The sequence below is a fragment of the Amycolatopsis saalfeldensis genome (assembly GCF_900110575.1).
GTDB lineage: Bacteria > Actinomycetota > Actinomycetes > Mycobacteriales > Pseudonocardiaceae > Amycolatopsis > Amycolatopsis saalfeldensis.
In genome coordinates, this window is record NZ_FOEF01000008.1 from 165,097 (window position 1) to 185,260 (window position 20,164).

Genomic DNA, 20,164 nt, shown 5'->3' on the forward strand with positions numbered 1-20,164 from the left:
CGGCCGTCAGGCGTCGTCCTCGTCGGTGGGGCGCTTGCGCTGCTGCTCACCGAGCTTGCGCAGGAAATCCGGGTCGTCGTCCGGGGCGAGGGTGGGGCGGCGCTGGGGCACGCCGATGCGCTGCGCCCCGAAGGCCCGCCACAACAGAACGGCGATGGTGATCGCGCCCACCGCTGCGAGCAGAGGAATCATGCCCGGGTCCTTCCGTCGCAAGGCCTTGCCGGGCCCCAGGTTAGCCCGGATTCCGGAATCGGGGGTGAACCCGGGTACGACGAAGGGTCGTGACCGGGAGAAGGTGCCGGAAGACACCGTCTGCCACTCACGACCCTTCAGCCCGTGGTCGCTCAGACCTTGCGGGCGGGTTCGCTCGCGTCGGTGGTGAGCTCGGCCAGCAGCTCGTTCACCTCCGACTCACGGAACCTGCGGTGCCCGCCCGGGGTCCGGATCGAGCCGATCCGGCCCGCGGTGGCCCACCGGGTGACCGTTTTCGGGTCCACTCGGAACAGCGCGGCCACCTCACCGGGGGTGAGCAACCTTCCGCCCATCGTCGCGGTCATTTTCCGCCTCCTTAACGACCTACTTGCTATACCGGAGGCATCGGGCCTTTCGCCCGTCGCGCCGGGTAAGCCAACACGGCAATCGTGGCACTTCACCCGTCGGGTACTCGAACGGTTGTCCACGAGTAAAGAGCCCTTAAAGTGCAAAAGGGACATAACCTCGGACCTCGTTCGGCGACTCGTGAATCTTTCACCATGACTCCGACCTGCGCTTTTACGCCTCGGTCCCGGCGCGAAAGGGTAAAGCCGGACCAAAGGCGACGTGGCCCGGCCACCGCTCGGCGCCCTGGTTGTGACGCAGGAGACACCCGCGGCTTTACCGCGGCGGGGGCCGCGCGGGCGGCGCAGCATAATGAGCCGGTGGATCAGCTGGACCGAAAGATCATCGCGGCGTTGCGGGTAAACGGCCGGGCCACCTACGCCGACCTGGGCCGATCCGTGGGCCTGTCCGCGTCGTCGGTGCACGAGCGCGTCGGCAAGCTGGAGGCGGCGGGGGTGATCACCGGCTACCACGCCACGGTCGACCCGAGCACCGTCGGCCTCGGCGTCACCGCGCTGGTGGGCATCCATCCCACCGACACCGCCACCGACGAGGACGTCGCCGCCGCGCTCGGCGAGCTGGCCGAGGTGGAGAGCTGTTACGCCGTGGCCGGGGACGAGGCCTTTGTGGTCAAGGTGCGGGTGCCGACGGTGGACGAGCTGGAGCACACGCTCGGCCGGCTGCGCCGCATCCCCGGGGTCGGGCGCACCAACACCACCGTGGTGCTTTCGACCCGGTTCGAGAGCCGCCCGAACAACGCGGGCCTGGACGAGGAGCCCGCACCAGGGGCGTAGCCTGCCTTGGTGTGAGCGATATGCAGGAACGCGCTGATCATCTGCCTCGTGACCTGACGATCTACATCGTCGCGCGCTTCGCGCTGGTGGCCGTTGTCGCCTGGGTGTTGTCGCTGGTCGGGGTGCCGCTGCTGGTCGCACTGCTGATCGGGCTCGTCGTGGGCCTGCCGGTCGGGCTGCTGGTCTTCCGCTCGCTGAACGCGCGGGTGACCGCCGGGCTGGCCAAGCGCAACGAGTCCCGCGCCCGCGCCCGCGCCGCCCTGCGCGCCCAGCTGCGCGGCGACGTCGACAACGGCAGCGCCGGCAACCTCGGTGGCATCGAGTCCGAGCACCGGACCGCATGAGCAAGCTGCACAGTCGCGCTTGGGTGCGTGAGGCCGTCCGGATCATCGAGGCCGACGCGAACCGCAGCGCCGACACGCACCTGCACGTTTTCCCGCTGCCGCCGGAATGGGGCGTGGACCTCTACCTCAAGGACGAGTCCGTCCACCCGACCGGCTCGCTCAAGCACCGGCTGGCCCGGTCGCTGCTGCTGTATGGCCTGGTCAACGGCCAGATCGGCCAGAACACCGTGCTGATCGAGGCCTCCAGCGGCTCGACCGCGGTCTCGGAGGCGTACTTCGCCCGGATGCTCGGCCTGCGGTTCGTGACCGTGGTGCCGCGGCGGACGAGCAAGGAGAAGATCGCGCTCATCGAGTTCTACGGCGGCGAGTGCCATTACGTCGACCGCGCGCCGGACATGTACCCCGAGGCCGAGCGCCTGGCCGCCGAGTGCGGCGGGCACTACCTCGACCAGTTCACCTACGCCGAGCGCGCGACGGACTGGCGCGGCAACAACAACATCGCCGAGTCGGTGTACGCGCAGATGCGGGCCGAGCGCCATCCGGTGCCGAGCTGGATCATCGTCGGCGCGGGCACGGGCGGCACGAGCGCGACCTTCGGCCGGTACGTCCGCTACAAGCGGCACACCACCAAGATCGGCGTGGTGGACCCGGAGAACTCGTCGTTCTTCGGTGCCTGGGAGACCGGCGCGCTGGACTACGCGACGGGCATGCCGTCGCGGATCGAGGGCATCGGGCGGCCGCGGGTGGAGCCGTCGTTCGTGCCCGGCGTGATCGACGAGATGTTCCAGGTCCCCGACGCGGGCTCGCTGGCCGCGATCCGGCTGCTGCGCGACCACACCGGCCACTGGGCGGGCGGTTCGACCGGGACCAACCTGTACGGCGCGTTCCTGCTCATCTCGCGCATGGTCGCCGAGGGCCGGGCCGGCTCGGTCGTCACGCTGCTGTGCGACGGTGGCGAGCGCTACGCGAACACCTACTACTCCGACGAATGGCTCGCCGAGCAGGAAATCGACATCGCGCCGTACCGCGCGAAGTTCGACGAGTTCCTGCTCAGCGGCAAGTTCGAAGGTTAGAAGCTGGGTTTTTAGAAGCTGAGCGCCACGGCGCTCAGCACGGCCCACGCGAGCATCGCCAGCCCGGTGTCGCGCAGGGCCGGGATGAGGGCGCGGCCGTGCTGCCCGCCGCCGACGGCCTTGACCGACTTGAGCAGCATCGGCGCGGTGACCAGCGTGATCAGCACCAGCGGGTGCCAGATGCCGAGCAGCACGCTGACCACGTACGGCACGGCCACCAGCGTCAGGTACACCCGGCGCGTGCCCTGGTCGCCGAGGCGGGTGGCGAGGGTGCGCTTGCCCGACTCGATGTCGGTGGGGATGTCGCGCAGGTTGTTGGCCGTGAGGACGCCCATGGAGAAGCAGCCGACGGCGACGGCGCAGCCCAGCGCGGCCCAGCTGACGCGGCCGGCCTGCACGTACGCGGTGCCCAGCACCGCCGCGAGGCCGAAGAAGACGAAGACGGCGATCTCGCCGAAACCGTAGTAGCCGTAAGGCTTTTTGCCGCCGGTGTAGAACCAGGCGCCGAGGATGCAGAGCGCGCCCACCACGAGCAGCCACCAGTAACCCGTGAGCGCCACCAGTGCCAGGCCCAGCACCCCGGCCAGGCCGAGGCAGCCCAGCGCCGCCCGGAGCACGGCCTTCGGCGCCGCGGTGCCGGACCCGACCAGCCGCAGCGGGCCGACGCGGTTCTCGTCGGTGCCGCGGACGCCGTCGGAGTAGTCGTTGGCGAAGTTCACGCCGATGATCAAGGACAGTGCGACGAGCAGCGCCAGCAGCGCGCGCCACCAGGAGAACGCGTCCAGCGCGATCGCGGCCCCCACGCCGGCGACCACCGGGGCGATCGCGTTGGGCAGCGTCCGCGGGCGGGCGCCTTCGATCCATTCACTCACTGTCGCCATGAGAGTTATTCAACTCCATGGCGGTTTTCAGCCGGTCAATAACCCGGGCCGACCTGCCAGGTGAGGGTTCCGCTCTGGGGCTCCTCCGCCGCCGCGGCTCCGGCGGCCACCACCAGGCCCAGCACAACAGCGACGGTGGCGACAACCGCTTTCGTCCATCTCGTCATGCCCGCCAGCCAAACGCGAGTACCGGCGCGCTGTCAACGATTCACCGGGATTTCAGATCGCGAGCCGGGCTTTGACGGCGCTCCGGTCGATTTTGCCGGGTCCGCGCAGGGGCAGTTCCGCCGTGAACTCCAGGCGCTTCGGCGTCGCGGCGGGGCCCAGTTCGGCCCGGACGGCCGCGCGCAGGCCGGAGCTGTCGGCCGCGCCGTCGGTGACGACCAGCGCGACCACCGCCTCGCCCCACTCCGGGTCCGGGAGGCCGACGACGCAGGCGTCGCGGACCCCGGGCTGGCCGCCGAGCACCCGTTCGACCGCCGCGGCCGACACCTTCACACCGCCGGTGTTGATCACGTCGTCCGCGCGGCCCAGCACCTCGACGCGGCCGTCGGCGTGGATCCGGCCACGGTCGGAGGTGCGGAACCAGCCGTCGGCGAAGGACTCGGCGGTCAGCTCCGGCGCGAGCCGGTAGCCGTGGGCCAGCACGTCGCCGGCGATGCGGACGCGGTCGTCGGCGTCGAGCTCCACGCGGACGCCGTCGAGGGGGACGCCGTCGTAGACGCAACCGCTGGCGGTCTCGCTCATGCCGTACGCAGGCATGATCCGGACGCCCGCTTCAGCCGCGCGCGTACGCAGCTTCGGTGACGTCGCCGCCGCGCCCAGCACGATCGCGTCGAAGGCGCGCGCGGCATCGAGACCGGCGCCGCCGTCGTCGAGCAGCCGGACGAGCTGCGTCGGGACCAACGCCGTGTACGCCGGGCCGGACGCGGAGAGCACCGGCGCGGCGGCCGCGGCGAAGTCGTCCGGGCGGAAGCCGTCGCCGACGAGGTACGCCGGTCGCGTGCCCGCCAGCCGCGCGCGGACCAGCACCTGCAGGCCGCCGATGTAGTGCGCGGGCGTCGCCAGCAGCCAGTGGCCGGGGCCGCCGAGCCGGTCGTGCGTCGCGCGCGCCGAGGCGGTCAGCGCGGACGGCGAGAGCAGCACGCCCTTCGGCGCGCCGGTGGACCCGGAGGTGGCGATGACCACCGCCGTCCCCGGCTCCTCGGGCGTGCCGGGGGCCATCCCCGCCAGCAGCGCGGGCGCCGACGGGTCGGCGGAGTTCAGCGGCAGCACCGCCTCGCCGCCGTCCAGCGCCGACGCCACCGCGGCGTCGAGCGCGGCGACCGCGTCCGCGCTCCCGTCGAGCCACACCACACGCACGAGCGAAACCTCCGGCCGGATCAGGGGTCAGTAGTAGTACGGGTAGCCGGCCCAGTCCGGGTCCCGCTTCTCCAGGAACGCGTCGCGGCCCTCCACGGCCTCGTCCTGCATGTACGCCAGACGGGTGGTTTCGCCGGCGAAGAGCTGCTGGCCGACCAGACCGTCGTCGATCGCGTTGAAGGCGTACTTCAGCATCCGCTGCGCGGTCGGCGACTTGCCGAGGATCGCCCAGCCCCACTCCAGCGCCTCGGCCTCCAGCGAGGCGTGCGGGACCACGGCGTTCACCGCGCCCATCGCGTGCATCTGCTCGGCGGTGTAGTCCCGGCCCAGGAAGAAGATCTCGCGGGCGAACTTCTGCCCGACCTGCCGGGCGAGGTAGGCCGAGCCGAAACCGCCGTCGAACGAGCCGGCGTCGGCGTCCGTCTGCTTGAACCGCGCGTGCTCGGCCGAGGCCAGGGTGAGATCGCACACCACGTGCAGCGAGTGCCCGCCGCCCGCGGCCCAGCCGGGCACCACCGCGATCACCGGTTTCGGCATGAACCGGATCAGGCGCTGGACCTCGAGGATGTGCAGCCGGCCGGCCCGCGCCGGGTCGACCGTGTCGGAGGTCTCCCCGCTCGCGTACTGATACCCGGACCTTCCGCGAATACGCTGGTCACCACCGGAACAGAAGGCCCACCCGCCGTCCTTGGGCGACGGACCGTTGCCGGTGAGCAGCACACAGCCGACGTCCGGGCTCATCCGCGCGTGGTCGAGGGCGCGGTGGAGCTCGTCGACGGTGTGCGGCCGGAAGGCGTTGCGGACCTCGGGGCGGTCGAACGCGACTCGGACCACCCGTTTGCCGGAGCGGCTTTCGGTGGAGCGGTGGTAGGTGATGTCGGTGAAGTCGAAACCTTCGACCTCGGTCCACGCGGCCGGATCGAACAGCTCGGAAACTCGGGCGTCATCCACGTTTGGGAGAATAGGACCTGTGGACACTTCTGCTGCGCTCGATGCCGCCTCCGCGGGAGAGAGCACGTCGGCTGGGCCCGATGCCGCCTCCGCTGGAGCGCGCCGGTGAACCCGTCCACCGCGCAAGCCCGGGTGATCGTCGACGAGCTCGTCCGCAACACCGTCTCCCACGTGGTCCTCTGCCCCGGCTCGCGTAACGCGCCGCTGGCCATCGCGCTGTACGACGCGGCCGCGTCGGGGCGGGTGCAGCTGCACGTCCGCATCGACGAGCGCGGCGCCGCCTTCCTCGCCCTCGGCATCGCCGCGCGCACCGGGCGGCCCGCGGCCGTGGTGTGCACCTCCGGCACCGCGGCGGCGAACTTCCACCCCGCCGTGCTGGAGGCCGACCGGGCCGGCGTGCCGCTGATCGTGCTGACCGCCGACCGGCCGCCGGAGCTGCGCGCGGCCGGCGCGAGCCAGGTGATCGACCAGTACCAGCTGTACGGCAACGCGGTGCGCTACTTCGACGAGCTCGCCGTCGCCGAGCGCCGGGCCGGTCAGAACTCGTACTGGCGCAGCCAGATCTGCCGCGCGTGGAACGCCGCGTACGGCGAGTGGCGCTGCGGGCCGGTGCACCTGAACATCCCGTTCCGCGATCCGCTGGTGCCGGATTTCGTCGACGAGGCGTGGTACGAGTCACTGGAGGGCCGGCCGGACGGCGAGCGCTGGACGGAGCTGCCGGACTTCGGCGCGCTGCCCTCGTTCGTGGTCCCCTCGGCGCGGCACGGCCTGGTGATCGCGTGCGACACCGGCGTGCAGGCGGCCAGCGAGTGGGCCGAGCAGCACGGCTGGCCGGTGGTTTCGGAGACCGGCGGCCTCGGCCTGTCCGGCTCGACCGCGATCCCGGCCGGCGCGTGGCTGCTGGGCGTAGAGGAGTTCATCAGCAAGCACCGGCCGGAGCAGGTGCTCTGCCTCGGCCGTCCGACGGTGTTCCGGCAGGTCCAGCAGGTGCTGTCCGATCCGTCGGTCGAGGTGCTGCTGGTGCGCCCGGACTCCGACTGGCCCGCGCCCGCGCACAACGTCCGGCAGGTCGGCCAGTGGTTCGCCGAGCCGACGAAGCCCGCCGACCCGGAGTGGCTCGCGAGCTGGCAACGGGCCGACGCGGCCGCCACCGGCGCCGTCACTGAGGCACTGGCGGGCGAGCCGTGGCCGAGCGGCCTGCGGGTGGCGACCGAGCTGGTGGACGCGCTGCCCGACGGCGCGCTGCTGGTGGTCGGCTCGTCCAACCCGACCCGAGACGTCGCGCTGGCCGGCCGGCTGCGCCCGGACGTGCTGGTGCACCGCAACCGCGGCGTCGCGGGCATCGACGGCACGGTGTCCACGGCCATCGGCGCCGCCATGGTGCACCGCGCGCCGTCGTACGCGCTGCTGGGCGACCTGACGTTCCTGCACGACGCGAGCGGCCTGCTCACCGGGCCCACCGAGCAGCGCCCGGACCTGACGATCGTGGTGCTCAACGACGACGGTGGCGGCATCTTTTCCTTGCTGGAGCAGGGCGCGCCCGAGTACAGCGCGAGCTTCGAGCGGGTCTTCGGCACCCCGCACGGCGCCGATCTGGGCGCGCTGTGCGCGGGCTACCGGGTGCCGCACGTGGTCGCCGAGACGATCACGGAGTTCCGCGCCGCGCTGAAGCCCCAGCCGGGGCTGCGGGTGGTCGAGGTCCGCGTCGACCGGACCCGGCACCGCGACCTGCACGCCCGGCTCCGCTCGGCGGTCGCGGCCGCCGTCGGCTCGGCCTGAGGCACGCGCGTCAACCGATTACCGGCCCTGTTCCCAGCCGGTAAGAACCTTCCTTCGGCTGTATCTCGGACTTCGTGAGCTGGCTAGGTTCGAGCGCGCTGATCACCTTTGGGAGGATTCACATGCGTGTCAGAATTCGCGCCGGGCTCGGTGTGCTCGCCGCAGGCGTGGCCTCGGTGCTGCTGGCGAACGTCGCGGGCGCGGCCCCCGCGCCGGGCGCGCCGGGCGTCGGCGACCCGTACTACCCGAACGCCGGCAACGGCGGCACCGACGTGCTGCACTACGACATCCGGCTCAGCTACCAGCCGGCCACCGACGTGCTGGCCGGCACGACCACGTTGCTGCTCACCGCGACCCAGGACCTCTCCCGGTTCGACCTGGACTTCGCGCTCAAGGCCTCCAGCGTGCTGGTCGGCAACCGGCCCGCGCAGTTCACCAACCAGAACGGTGACGGCGAGCTGGTGATCACCCCCGCGGCGCCGCTGGCCAAGGGGCAGACCACCACCGTGGTCGTCGCCTACTCCGACACCCCGTCCACGGCGAAGATCGGCACGCTCAACGCGTGGAAGAAGGGTTCGTTCGGCGCGCTCGGCGTCGACGAGCCGCAGAGCGCCGCCTGGTGGTTCCCGTCCAACGACCACCCCACCGACAAGGCGACCTACGACGTCTCGGTCGAGGCCCCGGACGGCAACTCCGTGGTGTCGAACGGGAACCTCGTGCGCAAGACCCAGAGCCGCGCCGGCTGGACACGCTGGAACTGGCGCAGCACCAAGCCGCAGGCCACCTACCTGACCTCGCTGGTGATCGGCCCGTACGAGGTGAACCAGTCGACGACACCGGACGGCAAGCCGTTCATCACCGCGTACGGCTCGGACCTCGGCGACTCGCTGTACGCCGCGAAGGCCAGCGTCGAGCGCACGCCGGAGATCGACGCGTTCCTGGCGTCGCAGTTCGGCCCGTTCCCGTTCGAGGCCGAGGGCGGCGTGGTGACCAGCGGCATCACGTTCTCGCTGGAGAACCAGACGCGGCCCACCTACGGCCTCAAGAACTTCCTGGCCGGCTCCAACACCACGCTGATCGCGCACGAGAACGCCCACCAGTGGTTCGGCGACAACGTCTCGCTCGGCAAGTGGAGCGACATCTGGCTGAACGAGGGCTTCGCCTCGTACGCCGAGTACCTCTGGTCCGAGCACGAGGGCGAGGGCACCACGGCGGAGCTGGCGCAGTACGCGTACGACTCCTACCCCGCCGACTCCCCGTTCTGGCAGGTCCTGCCGGGCGACCCGGGCGAGGCGAACCAGTTCGACGGCGCCGTCTACGACCGTGGCGCGATGGCGTTGCAGGCCCTGCGCACGACCGTCGGTGACGACGCGTTCTTCGCCACCCTGAAGCAGTGGCAGGTGCTCAAGGGCGGGAAGTCGGGCGTGATCCCGGAGTTCGAGGCGCTGGCCGAGAAGGTCTCGGGCAAGCCGCTGCAGGACTTCTTCCAGACCTGGCTGTTCACCAAGGGCAAGCCGGCGACCGGGCCGAACGGCACCGCGGCGAAGGCCTTCGCGAGCAAGAGCACGCAGGCCAAGCCGAAGTCGTACGACCAGATCCGGGCCAACCACCAGTCGCTGGCCGCGGCCGGCGAACGCTGACCCCGTGGAGTGGCTACGCCGGTTCCCCACCGGCGTGGCCACTCTTACGAGTTAAACTCCCGAGCGTGACGGCAAGGAGCGAGCGGGCGAGGCGCATCGGGTGGTTCGCCGTCCTCGGCGTCGCTTCGCTGCTCACCGTGATGTGCGTGTGCCTGCTCTTCGCCGCGATCCGGAACGACAACTCGATCCAGTCGCACCTCGGCACGGCCAACGCCACGGTCGAGTCGGTCGCCTTCGACCGCACGATCATCCAGTACGGGACGCCGGACGGCATCGTGCACAGCCCGGCGAACGGCGTGCTCTACCCGTCCGGGCTGTCGGCGGGCCAGCTCGTGCAGATCGAGTACGACGCGACGGACCCGGACCTGGCCAGGGTCGCCGGCCGCTCGGCCGTGCTGACCCTGCTGCCGCTGGGCACGACGATCCTGTTCACCTGGCTGATCGCGGGGCCGCTGCTGTGGTGGCTGCGCCGCCTGATCAAGCGCGACCGCGCCGCCCACCCGGCCCCGGAAGCCACCGAGGTGCCCGTCTCCTAGGCGACGGTCGCCGTCTCCTGCCACCAGCCGAGCACCTCGTCGGCGACGCCCGGGGCGGCGACCAGCAGCCCGTCGGTCGGCAGCGCGGTGTCCTCGCCGTGTTTGTCGAGCACCACGGCGCCGGCCTCGATGGCCAGCGCGACGGAGCCCGCGACGTCCCACTCGTGGTAGCTGTGCAGCACGGCGGCGGCCGCGTGGCCCAGCGCGACCTGCGCGATCGACAGCGCGGCCGAGCCCAGCACCCGGACACCCGCGTGCGCGGCCGCCGCGCGTTCGATGAACCCGCCCATGCCCGGCCACGGGCCCTTGCGCGCCAGCTCGGTGCAGACGATCGCGCCCGCCGTCACGCACCGGTCGGCCAGCTTGATCGGCTTGCCGTTCGCGCGGGCGCCCCGGCCGCGGGCGGCGGCGTAGATCTGCGCGCGGTACGGGTCGGCGACCACGCCGACGACCGGGCCGGACGCGTCGACCAGCGCGAGGCTGTAGGCGCACCACGGGACCCCGGCGACGTAGTTGGCGGTGCCGTCCACGGAGTCGACGACCCAGCGGTACTCGGCGACGTCCGCGCCGTGGTCGGCGCCGAACTCGTGGCCCACCACCGGGATCCCGGGGAACTCGGCGGTCAGCACCCGGCGGGTGTGCCGTTCGAGGATGCGGTCGGTGTCGGTGACCCAGTCGAAGGGGGAGTCCAGGGTCGAGGGGTGGGCGCCCCGGCCGGCGGTCGCGGTGATCACGTCGGTCGCGTCGTTGGCCAGCCGGCCGGCCACCTCGAGGGCCCTCGAGAGCAGCCCCGGCTCCACGGGCTGCGACGGCCTGGAGGACAAGAGGGTCATGCCTGCTTAGTCTGGGCGAAGCTGGTTTACGGGACACGACCTTGAGATGACATGTGGTGTCCGATCTGCCGACGGCGCGGCGCCCGGCCCGGCGCATTCGGAGTGTTCGGACACCGTTGGCTCATGTGTCACGCGGGATTGGCCTGGTCCGCGCGCTCCGGTGCGACAGTGGCCGGGTGCGAGTCGCCATAGTCACCGAAAGTTTCCTGCCCCAGGTGAACGGCGTGACGAACTCCGTGCTGCGGGTCGTCGAGCACCTGGTCGAACGCGCTCACGACGTGCTCGTGGTGGCGCCCGGCCCGGGCCCGGAGTCCTACCGCGGCGCCCCCGTCGTCCGCATTCCCGCCTTCGACGTGCCCGGGGTGCACTCCCTGCCGATCGGCCTGCCGACGCGCACGGTGCTCACCGCGCTGGCCGGCTTCGCGCCGGACGTGGTGCACCTGGCGTCGCCGTTCGTGGTCGGCGCGCGCGGGCTGGCCGCGGCGAGACGACTGCGGGTGCCGACGGTCGCCGTCTACCAGACCGACATCGCCGGGTTCGCCGCCGCGTACGGCTTCGGCATCGGCGCCCGCGCGGCCTGGCGCTGGGTCCGGCGCGTGCACTCGCGGGCCGACCGGACGCTCGCGCCGTCTTCCGACGCGGTGGAGCAGCTGGAGCTGCACGGGGTGCCGCGGGTGCACCGGTGGGCGCGCGGCGTGGACATCGAGCGGTTCTCGCCGTCGCACGCCGACCCCGCGCTGCGGGCCGAGCTGGCCCCGAACGGCGAGCTGCTGGTCGGCTTCGTCGGCAGGCTCGCGCCGGAGAAGGAGGTCGACCGGCTGATCGCGCTGGCCGACGTGCCGGGCGTGCGGCTGGTCGTGGTCGGCGACGGCCCGGAGCTGCCCGCGCTGCGCGAGCGCCTGCCGCACGCGGCCTTCCTCGGCGCGAAGTACGGCGACGACCTCTCGGCCGCGTACGCCAGCCTCGACGTGTTCGTCCACACTGGACCGCACGAGACGTTCTGCCAGGCGGTGCAGGAGGCGATGGCGTCCGGCCTGCCGGTGCTCGCGCCCGCCGCGGGCGGCCCGAAGGACCTGGTGCTGCCCGGCCGCACGGGTTACCTGCTGCCGGCTGACCGCGCCGGCTTCGGGTCCGCGCTGGTCGAAAAGGTGGACGCGATGCGCGACCCCTCGCTGCGGGCCCGGCTGGGGGAGAAGGCGCGGAAAGTGGTGCTGGGCCGCACGTGGCCGGCGGTCTGCCACGAGCTCGTCGGGCACTACGAACAGGTGCGGGGCCAAGTCGCCCGTGCGGCTTGAGCCGTGCACATCGTCCAGCTGGCCAACTTCTACGGACCGCGTTCCGGCGGGCTGCGCACGGCGCTGCACCACCTCGGCGCGGGGTACGTCGCCAGCGGGCACCGGGTGACGCTGGTCGTGCCGGGCACGCGGTACTCCGTCGAGAGCCTGCCCACGGGGGTGCGCCGGTATTCGCTGCCCGCGCCGCGCATCCCCGGCACCGGCGGCTACCGGGCCGTCGACCCGCACCGGGTCCGGGCGGTGCTGCGCCGGCTGGAGCCGGACCGGCTGGAGGTCTCGGACCGGCTGACGCTGCGGGGGATGGGCACCTGGGCGCGCCGCCACGGTGTGCCCAGCACGGTCATCTCGCACGAGCGGCTCGACCGGCTGCTGGAGCAATTCCTGCTGCCGGAGGCGATGGCGCGCGCGGTCGCGGACGCCGCCAACCGCCGGATGGCGGCCAGCTACGACACGGTCGTCTGCACCACCGCGTTCGCCCGCGCGGAGTTCGACCGGATCGCCGTGCCGAACGTCCGGCGGGTGCCGCTGGGCGTCGACCTGGCCACCTTCGCCCCGTCCATGCGGGACGACGGCTGGCGGCTCGCCCTGACCGGCGCGGCCGACGCGTTGCTGGTCCACTGTGGACGGCTGTCGCCGGAGAAACACGTGGAGCGCAGCGTCGACACCGTCGCGGAGCTGACGGAATCGGGCTTCCGGGTGCGGCTGGTGATCGCCGGCGACGGCCCCCGGCGGCGCGCGCTGGAACGCCGGGCGCGCGGGCTGCCCGTGACGTTCCTGGGTTTCCTGTCCGGCCGGGCGGAGGTCGCGCGGCTGCTGGCCAGCGCGGACGTGTCGCTGGCGCCCGGGCCGCACGAGACGTTCGGCCTGGCCGCACTGGAGGCACTGGCCTCGGGGACGCCCGTGGTGGTGTCGGCTTCCTCGGCACTGCGCGAGATCGTCGGCCCGGGCTGCGGCGCCGCGGTCGACGACTTCGCGCCCGCGTTCGCCTCCGCCGTGACCGGGCTGTTGGACAGCCCTGAGGATCAACGCCGCGCGGCCGCCCGGGCCCGGGCCGAGGAGTTCGCGTGGCCCGAATCAGTGCGGGGGATGCTCGCGGCCCACGGCTCGTGAGTGTTGCGGACGGTTCCAACCGTCTTGAACACTCACGAGCCGCGGTAGCCGGGGTGGACTCCCGGCGCCAGGCCCTGCTTCTCGGCGACCCGGCTGAGCAGGTCGAACAGTGTCGCGCGCTCTTCGGTGGACAGGGCTGACATGAGGTCGTCCTCGTGGGCTGTCCCTACCTCGGCCAGTGAGCGCATCAGCTTTTTTCCCGCGGCACTCAGGAAAACCGCGTAGAGGCGCCGGTCCTGCGGGTTGCGGCGGCGCTCGATCAGGCCGCGCTGCTCGAGCCCGTCGACCAGCGCGACCAGCCGGGTCGGCGGCGTGCCCAGCTCGGCGGCCAACGTCTGCTGGCTCTCACCCGGCCGTCGCGCGATGACCCGGAGCAGCCCGGTCTGGGGCGGCTTCAGGTCCAGCTCCGCGATGCGCTCGGTGAATCGCCGGGCGGCGTGCGCGCCGAGCTGGGCCAGCAGGAACGCGCTGCCGGTGCGTGGAGGTCCTTCCATGGCCGAAACCATATCCCTTTACAATCGATTACGCCAGTGTAATCGTTTCTGTGTTGAAACTAGTTAACCAGGAGGTTCTCATGACAACGACGACGCAGACCCGACAGCAGGGCGGACCACCGCTGCTCGTTCCGGCGCTGGCGTTCGGGGTGCTGACCATCGCGTCGGGTGCGCTCGGCGCGAGCGGGACGCGGCCGGATTCGAGCGCGGCCGAGGTCCTCGCGTACGACCTGGGTCACCACGGCCTGCTGGACCTGCTCGCGCTGGTGGTGTTCGGCGCGTCGATCCCGTTGGTGATCTGGTCCGCGACGGCTTACCGGCGGCTGCGCAAGCTCGGCGTCACCGCGCCGGGAGCGGTGATCGGGCTGGCCGGCGGCGTGCTGGCGTCGGCCTCGCTCGCGCTCAGCGGGCTGGTCACCTGGACGGCGGCGCAGACGGCGAACCCGGCCGTGCCCGCCCTGTCCCGCGCGCTGACCAGCCTCGCGTTCGCCACCGGCGCGGCCGGTTTCGTGGTCCCGCTCGCGCTGCTGATCGCCGGGATCGCCGTGCCCGCCCTGTTCCTCGGCCTGCTGCCGCGCTGGGTGTCGATTGCCGGCCTGGTCATCGCGGCCGCCGCGGTGCTGGCGACGTTCACGCTGCTGACCCCGGCGCTGAACCCGCTGATCCCCGTCGGCCGGTTCGGCGGCCTGATCTGGCTGGTGCTGGTCAGCGTCCTGCTGCCGCGGAACCGCCATCAGCTCCGCTGAGCCCTCGGGTGCGGTGAATCCGCTCTGGCCCAGCGCGGCCCTGCCTCACAGAGCCGGCTGCAATCCCTCGAACCGCACCACCCAGCGTTGATCGGCGGGGAAGCCCGGGGCGTGGCGGCCGGGGGCGCCGTCCCAGCCGGCGGCCATGAACGCGATGGCGTAGAGCAGTGCGGCGTTGCTGGGGAAGTAGGGGAACGGCCCGCCGGTGGCGAGCCCCGCGTCGTCGAACTGGAAGCCGCCGGCCGGGTGGAGCAGGAAGTCCACGGCGTCCTCGGGGCGGCCGAGCCGGGCCGCGCACATCGCCAGCATCGGGAAGTCCCAGCCCCAGGTCCGGTCGAACTGCCAGCCGGTGAAGACCTTCTCGGCGGTGCGGGCCATGGTGGGGACGTCGACACCGTCGCCCGGCAGCCAGCCGTACGTCCCGATCAGCGCCGGGTGCTCGTAGTTCCACTGGGTCCACATGTTCTCCACGCCCTCGTGCAGCACGTACGCCCCGTCCTGCACCGGCAGCGGCGCGAGCCCGTCGTGCACGCGCTGCCAGCCCGGATCGCGGTCCAGGCCGAGACGTTCACGCCACAACTGCGCCACGCGCAGGCCGAAGCGCCAGTAGCCGAGTTCGAACGTGGGGTTCCGCGTGGTCTTGGGGTCGGTGTTCTCCGAGACCACGTACATGGGCGGGCCGAGGATGTAACGGCTGGTGCCCTCGTCCCAGAACGCCCAGGAGGAGAGGAAATCCGCGGTGTCGAAGACGATGTCACGCCATTTCCGCAGCGTGCTCTGGTCGGGATGGGCGCGGTAGTCCAGTTCGGCGAGGAAGATCGGGTGCGGCTGCTGCCAGACCAGCAGCGCGTGGATGACGTGCGGCGATTCGCGTCCGTCCGCGGTCGTGCACTTGGGCCAGCGCGCCCCGCGGAAGCCCTGGAAACGCGCTAGTTCCCGGGCCGAGGCGTGGAAGCGTTCGTAGACGTCCAGGCTGCGGTCGAGTACCGGCCAGCGGTTCCACAGTGACCAGTGCGCGCCGTGCCACCAGTACATCTCCATGTGGAACTTGCCGTTCCAGCCGTTGTTCACCAGCCCGCTCTCCTGTGGGGGCAGCGAACCGGCCTCGTTGGCGCGCAACAGGTATTGGGACAGCACGACGCGGCGCTCCAGCTCCGGCCAGCGCGGGTCCGTGCTCTCCGAAAGGTCGATGGCGCCGCCGGAGAGCCAGTACTGCCGCCAGCCGCGGACGCTCGCCGCGAAGCTCGCGCTGGATGTCGGCAGCGAAGTGCTCGGTGCCGGCGAGAACGCGCAGACGAACCGCAGCTGATGGGTGTGGCCGTCGCCGGCGAGCCGGTAGCGATGGCGGTCGGTCGCGTCCGGGCCGGTGAACCGGCCGGGCCCCTCCCAGGCGAGCGCGACGTGGTATTCGGTGGCGTCCATCCGGTGCGTGATGTCGACGCGGTCGTTTCCGCGGGGCACTGCCGTGGTGGTGTGGGCGTCCTGCGCGGCGTAGTCCCCGACGTACGAGGCGAACTCCTGCCCGTCCACGTAGGGGAAGTCCAGGAAGGCCACCAGCCGCCGGGCCGCGACGAGCGGCGAGTCGATCTCCACGGCCACGGTGTCCTGATCGGGGTGGCAGCAGGTGCGGACGTGCACGGGTTCGCCGGCGACCTCGAAGCGGCTGTCGATGACCCCGGTCCACGGGTCGAGTTCCTGCCGGACGGCGGTGAGGTCGCCCGCGACGGCCGCCCGGCCGTCGGGCAGGGCCAGCTCCAGGCCGATCCGCCCGAGGTTGATGCGGGCGGGATTGGCGTAGAGCCAGGCCGACAGCTCGGGCTGGTCGGGATTCGGGATGGGGTAGTCGACGGGGCGGCCGTGGGTGTCCCAGACCTCGCCGCGGAAGTCCGACGGCTGCTGTCCGGGCGGCAGCGGGAAGTTGTGCCAGCCCCAGTCCGACATCGTGTTGAAGGGCACGAACGTCTGCAGCCCGGTGACGTCGACGCCGAAGGCGAACCCGCCGTTGCCGACCTGCAGGGGGCTCTGCGTGTCGAGCTTGTCGCGCACCACCCGGTGCCGCGCCACCACGGCCTGGCGGTCGATCCGGCCCCCCGGCCCGGGGCTCTGCGTCGCCGGTGGGCCGACCGGGGTGAGTGCCGGTGCGGCGAGGCCGGCCACGGAACCGGAGAGGAACGTTCTGCGGGTGATCATGGCTCAACTCCGGTGAGAGGCGGGGGGTGCGCTGAAACAACACCCCCGCTCACACGGGTGTCAAGGTTTCGGGTGCCCGGTGTCCTCTATCGGACACCGGCCGCCACCGGACCCGCTGACCAGCGGCAGTTAGAGTTCGGTTCATGCCACGCGCCAGCTTGGACAAGGATCCGCACGAGGTCGCCGCGATGTTCGACGGCGTCGCGTCCGGCTATGACCGGGCCAACTCGTTCATGACGTTCGGCTTCGACCGGCGCTGGCGCACCACCACCGCGCGGGTGCTGGACGCGAAGCGCGGGGAGAAGGTGCTCGACCTCGCCGCCGGCACCGGGGTCTCCACCGTCGAGTACGCCCGCGGCGGCGCCTGGTGCCTGGCCGCGGACTTCTCCGTCGGCATGCTGCGGGCGGGCCTGCACCGCAAGGTCCCGATGGTCGCGGCCGACGCGCTGCACCTGCCGTTCGCCGACGGCTCCTTCGACGCCGTCACGATTTCGCTGGCGCTGCGCAACTTCGTGGACACCAAGGCGGCGCTGGTCGAGATCGCCCGCGTGGTCAAGCCGGGCGGGCGGCTGGTGATCTGCGAGGTGTCGACGCCCACATTCGCGCCGATCCGGTTCTTCTACCGCCGGTTCGTCCTCAAGCTGCTCACCTGGGTCGGCAGCCGGTCCTCGACGAACCCCGAGGCCTACTCCTACCTGGCCGAATCCATGCTGGCCTGGCCCGACCAGCGGGCGCTGGGCGAGATCGTCGCGAGCGCGGGCTGGACCGAGGTGGAGTGGCTGAACCTCACGTTCGGCGTCGTCGCCATTCATCGGGCGAAGAAGCCTTCTCTAAACTCGGCGGTATGAGCCCTCGTCGTAACCCGGACCACGATGCCGAAGTGATCGTGGTCGGCGCCGGACCGGCCGGATCCACCGCGGCCACCTACCTCGCGCGCGCGGGTGTCGACGTGCTGCTGCTGGAGAAGACCGAGTTCCCGCGGGAGAAGGTCTGCGGCGACGGGCTGACCCCGCGCGGCGTCAAGCAGCTGATCGACCTCGGCATCGACACGAGCGAGGACGCGGGCTGGGTGCACAGCCGTGGCCTGCGCATCCTCACCGGCGACCTGACGCTGGAACTCGACTGGCCGGACCTCACCAGCTACCCGCCGTACGGTGTCGCCCGCACCCGCCAGGACTTCGACGACCTGCTGGCGAAGACCGCGGTGAAGGCCGGCGCGCGGCTGTACGAGCGCACCACCGTCACCGGCGCGATCACCAACTCCTCCGGGCGCGTGATCGGCGTCGAGGCCAAGGTGGGCCCCGAGCGGACGCCGGTCAGCTACCGGGCGCCGCTCGTGCTGGCCTGCGACGGGGTCTCCGCGCGGCTCGCGCTGAGCGTCGGCATCGACAAGAACGAGAAGCGCCCGATGGGCGTCGCCGTGCGCCGGTACTACAAGAGCCCGCGCCACGACGACCCGTTCATCGAGGGCCACCTCGAGCTGTGGGACCGCTCGGACCCGCGCGACCCGAAGCTGCTGCCCGGTTACGGCTGGGCGTTCCCGCTCGGCGACGGCACGGTCAACGTCGGGCTCGGCATGCTCTCGACGTCCGCCTCGTTCCGCAACACCGACTACCGCGCGCTGCTGCGGCAGTGGCTCGACGGCACGCCCGAGGAATGGGGCTACCGCGAGGAGAACGCGATCGGCAAGGTCGGCGGCGCCGGGCTGCCGATGGGCTTCAACCGCACCCCGCACTACCGTGACGGCCTCCTGCTGCTCGGCGACGCCGGCGGCATGGTGAGCCCGTTCAACGGCGAGGGGATCTCCGCGGCGATGGAGTCGGCGCAGCTCGCGTCGGAGTTCGTGGTGCAGGCGCTGGCCCGCGCCGAAGGGCCTTCGCGCGAGCGCGCGCTGGAGGGCTACCCGCGCGCCGTCGGCGAGCTGATGGGCGGCTACTACCGCCTCGGCAACGTGTTCGCGAAGCTGATCGGGAAGCCCAAGGTCATGCACGCCGCGACGAAGTACGGGCTGCGCATCAACAAGATCCTTCCGTTGGTGTACAAGGGACTTTCCGGCTGCTACGACGCCAAGGGCGGCGACGGCGTCGACCGTCTGATCGCCGCTCTCGCGCGCGCCACGCCCAGCCCCCGCTGACCCGCGGAGCGACCCGGCCGGAGCAGTGGTTGCCCGGCCGGTCAGGTGGGATACGTCACAAGATCGGGTCCGGTATGTCCGTCGCCGGGGTGCTCGCGCGGCCTCTTGTCGCTGGTCCCGCGAGTGCGCCCGGGCGAGTCCCGGATTGGGCGCCCGGCCAAGTTAGGTAAGCCTTATACCACGGCCCCTAGGGACAACCGTGTGAGTCGCGTCCTACACTCCCCCCATGCTTGTGAATCGCTTCACATCCACGACGAGTGGCTTGTGAACTATTTCACAAGCAGCCCCCGGTCCGGCCACGGGCCGTAAGGGTGCCCTGACCCTCGGCGGTGTGACCCAGCTCCCTTAGGGTGCCGTCGAGGAAGCGGACCACCACCCGTAGAAGAACCCCGCAGCGGCGCGGAAAGGATGGCGAAAACCCCGTGCTGATGTTGCCCGTGCTGGCGCAGGCGGAAACCGCAGGAGCGGCTGCGGCCGCGCCTGGCTTGAAGGTGTACCTGCCGCTCGTCCTGTTGTTCGTTCTCGCGGCGGCGTTCGCGCTGCTGTCCGTGCTGCTGGGCCCGATGGTCGGCCCGAGCCGGTACAACAAGGCCAAGACCTCGGCCTACGAGTGCGGGATCGAGCCCTCGCCCCAGCCGGTCGTCGGCGGTGGGCGGATGCCGGTGGCGTACTACATCACGGCGATGCTCTTCATCCTGTTCGACATCGAGATGGTGTTCCTCTACCCGTTCGCGGTGAACGCGAACGCGCTCGGTGTGTTCGGCCTGGTGGAGATCGTGCTGTTCATCGTTACGGTCGGGTTCGCGTACGCCTATGTGTGGCGGCGCGGCGGCCTGGATTGGAACTGAAGCCATGGGCCTCGAAGAGAAACTCCCCAACGGCATCCTGCTGGCCAGCCTCGAGGGCCTGGTCAACTGGGCGCGCAAGAACTCGCTCTGGCCCGCCACGTTCGGCCTCGCGTGCTGCGCGATCGAGATGATGACCGTCGGCGGCTCCCGCTACGACATCGCCCGGTTCGGCATGGAGCGCTTCAGCGCCACCCCGCGCCAGGCCGACCTGATGATCGTCGCCGGCCGGGTGACCCAGAAGATGGCTCCCGTCCTGCGGCAGATCTACGACCAGATGGCCGAGCCGCGCTGGGTGCTCGCGATGGGCGTCTGCGCCTCCTCCGGCGGCATGTTCAACAACTACGCGGTGGTGCAGGGCGTCGACCACGTCGTGCCGGTCGACATGTACCTGCCCGGCTGCCCGCCCCGGCCCGAGATGCTGCTCGACGCGATCCTCAAGCTGCACGCCAAGATCCAGGACGAGCCGCTGAACGCCCGCCGCGCCGCGATCCGCGCCGCCAGCGGGGCGCGCACCGAGCTGATCCCGTCGTCGATCAAGTACGCGAAGAAGTGAGCCC

22 protein-coding genes are annotated in these 20,164 nt (G+C 71.6%); 13 read left to right on the top strand and 9 right to left on the bottom strand.

What is annotated here, in order from left to right; translation table 11 throughout:
• Window positions 1-6: 6 nt before the first annotated feature.
• Both BMY97_RS19960 and BMY97_RS19965 read right to left on the bottom strand, forming a co-directional pair.
• A complete protein-coding gene (locus BMY97_RS19960) occupies window positions 7-192 on the bottom strand; it encodes a hypothetical protein (RefSeq protein ID WP_091618381.1) in 186 nt (61 codons plus the stop codon).
• A gap of 152 nt (window positions 193-344) precedes the next feature.
• Complete coding sequence (locus BMY97_RS19965) at window positions 345-557, bottom strand: BldC family transcriptional regulator (protein ID WP_033291096.1); 213 nt, start codon at window positions 555-557, stop codon at window positions 345-347.
• Window positions 558-917: 360 nt separating this feature from the next.
• Here BMY97_RS19965 and BMY97_RS19970 point away from each other — a divergent pair, with 360 nt between their 5' ends.
• From BMY97_RS19970 to cds1, 3 genes are read left to right on the top strand one after another with little or no spacing between them, the layout of a single operon-like run.
• Window positions 918-1,391 (top strand): Lrp/AsnC family transcriptional regulator, encoded by a 474-nt coding sequence (locus BMY97_RS19970; RefSeq protein WP_177231447.1) that lies wholly within the window; start codon window positions 918-920, stop codon window positions 1,389-1,391.
• 20 nt (window positions 1,392-1,411) lie between these two features.
• Window positions 1,412-1,735, top strand: coding sequence for a DUF4229 domain-containing protein (locus tag BMY97_RS19975; protein ID WP_177231457.1), 324 nt, complete (start codon window positions 1,412-1,414; stop codon window positions 1,733-1,735).
• Window positions 1,732-2,808: an L-cysteine desulfhydrase Cds1 gene (gene cds1, locus BMY97_RS19980; protein ID WP_091618383.1), complete on the top strand. Its 1,077-nt coding sequence runs from the start codon at window positions 1,732-1,734 to the stop codon at window positions 2,806-2,808. The genes BMY97_RS19975 and cds1 overlap by 4 nt, the downstream gene beginning before the upstream one ends.
• Window positions 2,809-2,819: 11 nt before the next feature.
• Here the strand turns inward: cds1 and BMY97_RS19985 are convergent, their stop codons facing one another.
• The 4 genes from BMY97_RS19985 to BMY97_RS19995 are packed head-to-tail and all read right to left on the bottom strand — an operon-like array spanning window position 2,820 to window position 6,002.
• On the bottom strand, window positions 2,820-3,689 hold the full coding sequence (locus BMY97_RS19985) for a 1,4-dihydroxy-2-naphthoate polyprenyltransferase (RefSeq protein ID WP_091618384.1): 870 nt from the start codon (window positions 3,687-3,689) through the stop codon (window positions 2,820-2,822).
• Between the two features lie 35 nt (window positions 3,690-3,724).
• Window positions 3,725-3,856 (bottom strand): hypothetical protein, encoded by a 132-nt coding sequence (locus BMY97_RS49160; protein ID WP_281246913.1) that lies wholly within the window; start codon window positions 3,854-3,856, stop codon window positions 3,725-3,727.
• Window positions 3,857-3,908: 52 nt separating this feature from the next.
• Window positions 3,909-5,051, bottom strand: a complete 1,143-nt coding sequence (menE, locus tag BMY97_RS19990) for an o-succinylbenzoate--CoA ligase (RefSeq protein WP_177231448.1) — start codon at window positions 5,049-5,051, stop codon at window positions 3,909-3,911.
• A gap of 27 nt (window positions 5,052-5,078) precedes the next feature.
• Window positions 5,079-6,002 carry a 1,4-dihydroxy-2-naphthoyl-CoA synthase gene (locus BMY97_RS19995; protein ID WP_091618385.1) on the bottom strand — a complete coding sequence of 308 codons (924 nt, stop codon included), beginning with the start codon at window positions 6,000-6,002 and terminating at the stop codon, window positions 5,079-5,081.
• Between the two features lie 105 nt (window positions 6,003-6,107).
• On the opposite strand from BMY97_RS19995, the gene menD reads away from it, so the two are divergent.
• From menD to BMY97_RS20010, 3 genes are all read left to right on the top strand, one after another.
• Window positions 6,108-7,781, top strand: coding sequence for a 2-succinyl-5-enolpyruvyl-6-hydroxy-3-cyclohexene-1-carboxylic-acid synthase (gene menD, locus BMY97_RS20000; protein WP_091618386.1), 1,674 nt, complete (start codon window positions 6,108-6,110; stop codon window positions 7,779-7,781).
• A 122-nt stretch (window positions 7,782-7,903) separates the two neighbouring features.
• A complete protein-coding gene (locus BMY97_RS20005) occupies window positions 7,904-9,421 on the top strand; it encodes a M1 family metallopeptidase (protein ID WP_091618387.1) in 1,518 nt (505 codons plus the stop codon).
• A 65-nt stretch (window positions 9,422-9,486) separates the two neighbouring features.
• Window positions 9,487-9,957 (top strand): DUF3592 domain-containing protein, encoded by a 471-nt coding sequence (locus BMY97_RS20010; protein WP_091618388.1) that lies wholly within the window; start codon window positions 9,487-9,489, stop codon window positions 9,955-9,957.
• Here BMY97_RS20010 and BMY97_RS20015 read toward each other — a convergent pair.
• Window positions 9,954-10,790, bottom strand: coding sequence for an inositol monophosphatase family protein (locus BMY97_RS20015; RefSeq protein ID WP_091618389.1), 837 nt, complete (start codon window positions 10,788-10,790; stop codon window positions 9,954-9,956). The genes BMY97_RS20010 and BMY97_RS20015 overlap by 4 nt on opposite strands.
• Window positions 10,791-11,014: 224 nt before the next feature.
• On the opposite strand from BMY97_RS20015, the gene BMY97_RS20020 reads away from it, so the two are divergent.
• Both BMY97_RS20020 and BMY97_RS20025 read left to right on the top strand, forming a co-directional pair.
• Window positions 11,015-12,085, top strand: coding sequence for a glycosyltransferase family 4 protein (locus tag BMY97_RS20020; protein WP_281246914.1), 1,071 nt, complete (start codon window positions 11,015-11,017; stop codon window positions 12,083-12,085).
• Window positions 12,086-12,088: 3 nt separating this feature from the next.
• Window positions 12,089-13,195 carry a glycosyltransferase gene (locus BMY97_RS20025; RefSeq protein ID WP_091618391.1) on the top strand — a complete coding sequence of 369 codons (1,107 nt, stop codon included), beginning with the start codon at window positions 12,089-12,091 and terminating at the stop codon, window positions 13,193-13,195.
• 32 nt (window positions 13,196-13,227) lie between these two features.
• On the opposite strand, the gene BMY97_RS20030 is transcribed toward BMY97_RS20025, so the two are convergent.
• Window positions 13,228-13,689, bottom strand: coding sequence for a MarR family winged helix-turn-helix transcriptional regulator (locus BMY97_RS20030; protein ID WP_091618599.1), 462 nt, complete (start codon window positions 13,687-13,689; stop codon window positions 13,228-13,230).
• 80 nt (window positions 13,690-13,769) lie between these two features.
• Here BMY97_RS20030 and BMY97_RS20035 point away from each other — a divergent pair, with 80 nt between their 5' ends.
• Window positions 13,770-14,435, top strand: coding sequence for a DUF4386 domain-containing protein (locus tag BMY97_RS20035; RefSeq protein WP_091618392.1), 666 nt, complete (start codon window positions 13,770-13,772; stop codon window positions 14,433-14,435).
• 45 nt (window positions 14,436-14,480) lie between these two features.
• On the opposite strand, the gene BMY97_RS20040 is transcribed toward BMY97_RS20035, so the two are convergent.
• A complete protein-coding gene (locus BMY97_RS20040) occupies window positions 14,481-16,625 on the bottom strand; it encodes a hypothetical protein (protein WP_091618393.1) in 2,145 nt (714 codons plus the stop codon).
• A 143-nt stretch (window positions 16,626-16,768) separates the two neighbouring features.
• Here BMY97_RS20040 and BMY97_RS20045 point away from each other — a divergent pair, with 143 nt between their 5' ends.
• The 4 genes from BMY97_RS20045 to BMY97_RS20060 all read left to right on the top strand — a co-directional run bounded on the left by BMY97_RS20045 (window position 16,769) and on the right by BMY97_RS20060 (window position 20,160).
• Window positions 16,769-17,473 carry a class I SAM-dependent methyltransferase gene (locus BMY97_RS20045; protein WP_091618394.1) on the top strand — a complete coding sequence of 235 codons (705 nt, stop codon included), beginning with the start codon at window positions 16,769-16,771 and terminating at the stop codon, window positions 17,471-17,473.
• Entirely contained in the window at window positions 17,470-18,759 is a 1,290-nt protein-coding gene (locus BMY97_RS20050; RefSeq protein ID WP_177231450.1) for a geranylgeranyl reductase family protein, read from the top strand. Before BMY97_RS20045 ends, BMY97_RS20050 begins: the two co-directional genes overlap by 4 nt.
• 428 nt (window positions 18,760-19,187) lie before the next feature.
• The gene (locus BMY97_RS20055; protein WP_091618603.1) at window positions 19,188-19,607 is read left to right on the top strand and encodes an NADH-quinone oxidoreductase subunit A; all 420 of its coding nucleotides are present in this window, start codon (window positions 19,188-19,190) and stop codon (window positions 19,605-19,607) included.
• A 4-nt stretch (window positions 19,608-19,611) separates the two neighbouring features.
• On the top strand, window positions 19,612-20,160 hold the full coding sequence (locus tag BMY97_RS20060; protein WP_091618395.1) for a NuoB/complex I 20 kDa subunit family protein: 549 nt from the start codon (window positions 19,612-19,614) through the stop codon (window positions 20,158-20,160).
• The last annotated feature ends 4 nt before the right edge of the window (window positions 20,161-20,164 follow it).

Bases quoted from the DNA above. Each gene is read 5' to 3' on its own strand.
- BMY97_RS19960 (WP_091618381.1), bottom strand. From the start codon at position 192: ATGATTCCTCTGCTCGCAGCGGTGGGCGCGATCACCATCGCCGTTCTG.
- BMY97_RS19965 (WP_033291096.1), bottom strand. From the start codon at position 557: ATGACCGCGACGATGGGCGGAAGGTTGCTCACCCCCGGTGAGGTGGCC.
- BMY97_RS19975 (WP_177231457.1), top strand. From the start codon at position 1,412: ATGCAGGAACGCGCTGATCATCTGCCTCGTGACCTGACGATCTACATC.
- cds1 (WP_091618383.1), top strand. From the start codon at position 1,732: ATGAGCAAGCTGCACAGTCGCGCTTGGGTGCGTGAGGCCGTCCGGATC.
- BMY97_RS19985 (WP_091618384.1), bottom strand. From the start codon at position 3,689: ATGGCGACAGTGAGTGAATGGATCGAAGGCGCCCGCCCGCGGACGCTG.
- BMY97_RS49160 (WP_281246913.1), bottom strand. From the start codon at position 3,856: ATGACGAGATGGACGAAAGCGGTTGTCGCCACCGTCGCTGTTGTGCTG.
- BMY97_RS20005 (WP_091618387.1), top strand. From the start codon at position 7,904: ATGCGTGTCAGAATTCGCGCCGGGCTCGGTGTGCTCGCCGCAGGCGTG.
- BMY97_RS20015 (WP_091618389.1), bottom strand. From the start codon at position 10,790: ATGACCCTCTTGTCCTCCAGGCCGTCGCAGCCCGTGGAGCCGGGGCTG.
- BMY97_RS20030 (WP_091618599.1), bottom strand. From the start codon at position 13,689: ATGGAAGGACCTCCACGCACCGGCAGCGCGTTCCTGCTGGCCCAGCTC.
- BMY97_RS20035 (WP_091618392.1), top strand. From the start codon at position 13,770: ATGACAACGACGACGCAGACCCGACAGCAGGGCGGACCACCGCTGCTC.
- BMY97_RS20040 (WP_091618393.1), bottom strand. From the start codon at position 16,625: ATGATCACCCGCAGAACGTTCCTCTCCGGTTCCGTGGCCGGCCTCGCC.
- BMY97_RS20045 (WP_091618394.1), top strand. From the start codon at position 16,769: ATGCCACGCGCCAGCTTGGACAAGGATCCGCACGAGGTCGCCGCGATG.
- BMY97_RS20050 (WP_177231450.1), top strand. From the start codon at position 17,470: ATGAGCCCTCGTCGTAACCCGGACCACGATGCCGAAGTGATCGTGGTC.
- BMY97_RS20055 (WP_091618603.1), top strand. From the start codon at position 19,188: ATGTTGCCCGTGCTGGCGCAGGCGGAAACCGCAGGAGCGGCTGCGGCC.
- BMY97_RS20060 (WP_091618395.1), top strand. From the start codon at position 19,612: ATGGGCCTCGAAGAGAAACTCCCCAACGGCATCCTGCTGGCCAGCCTC.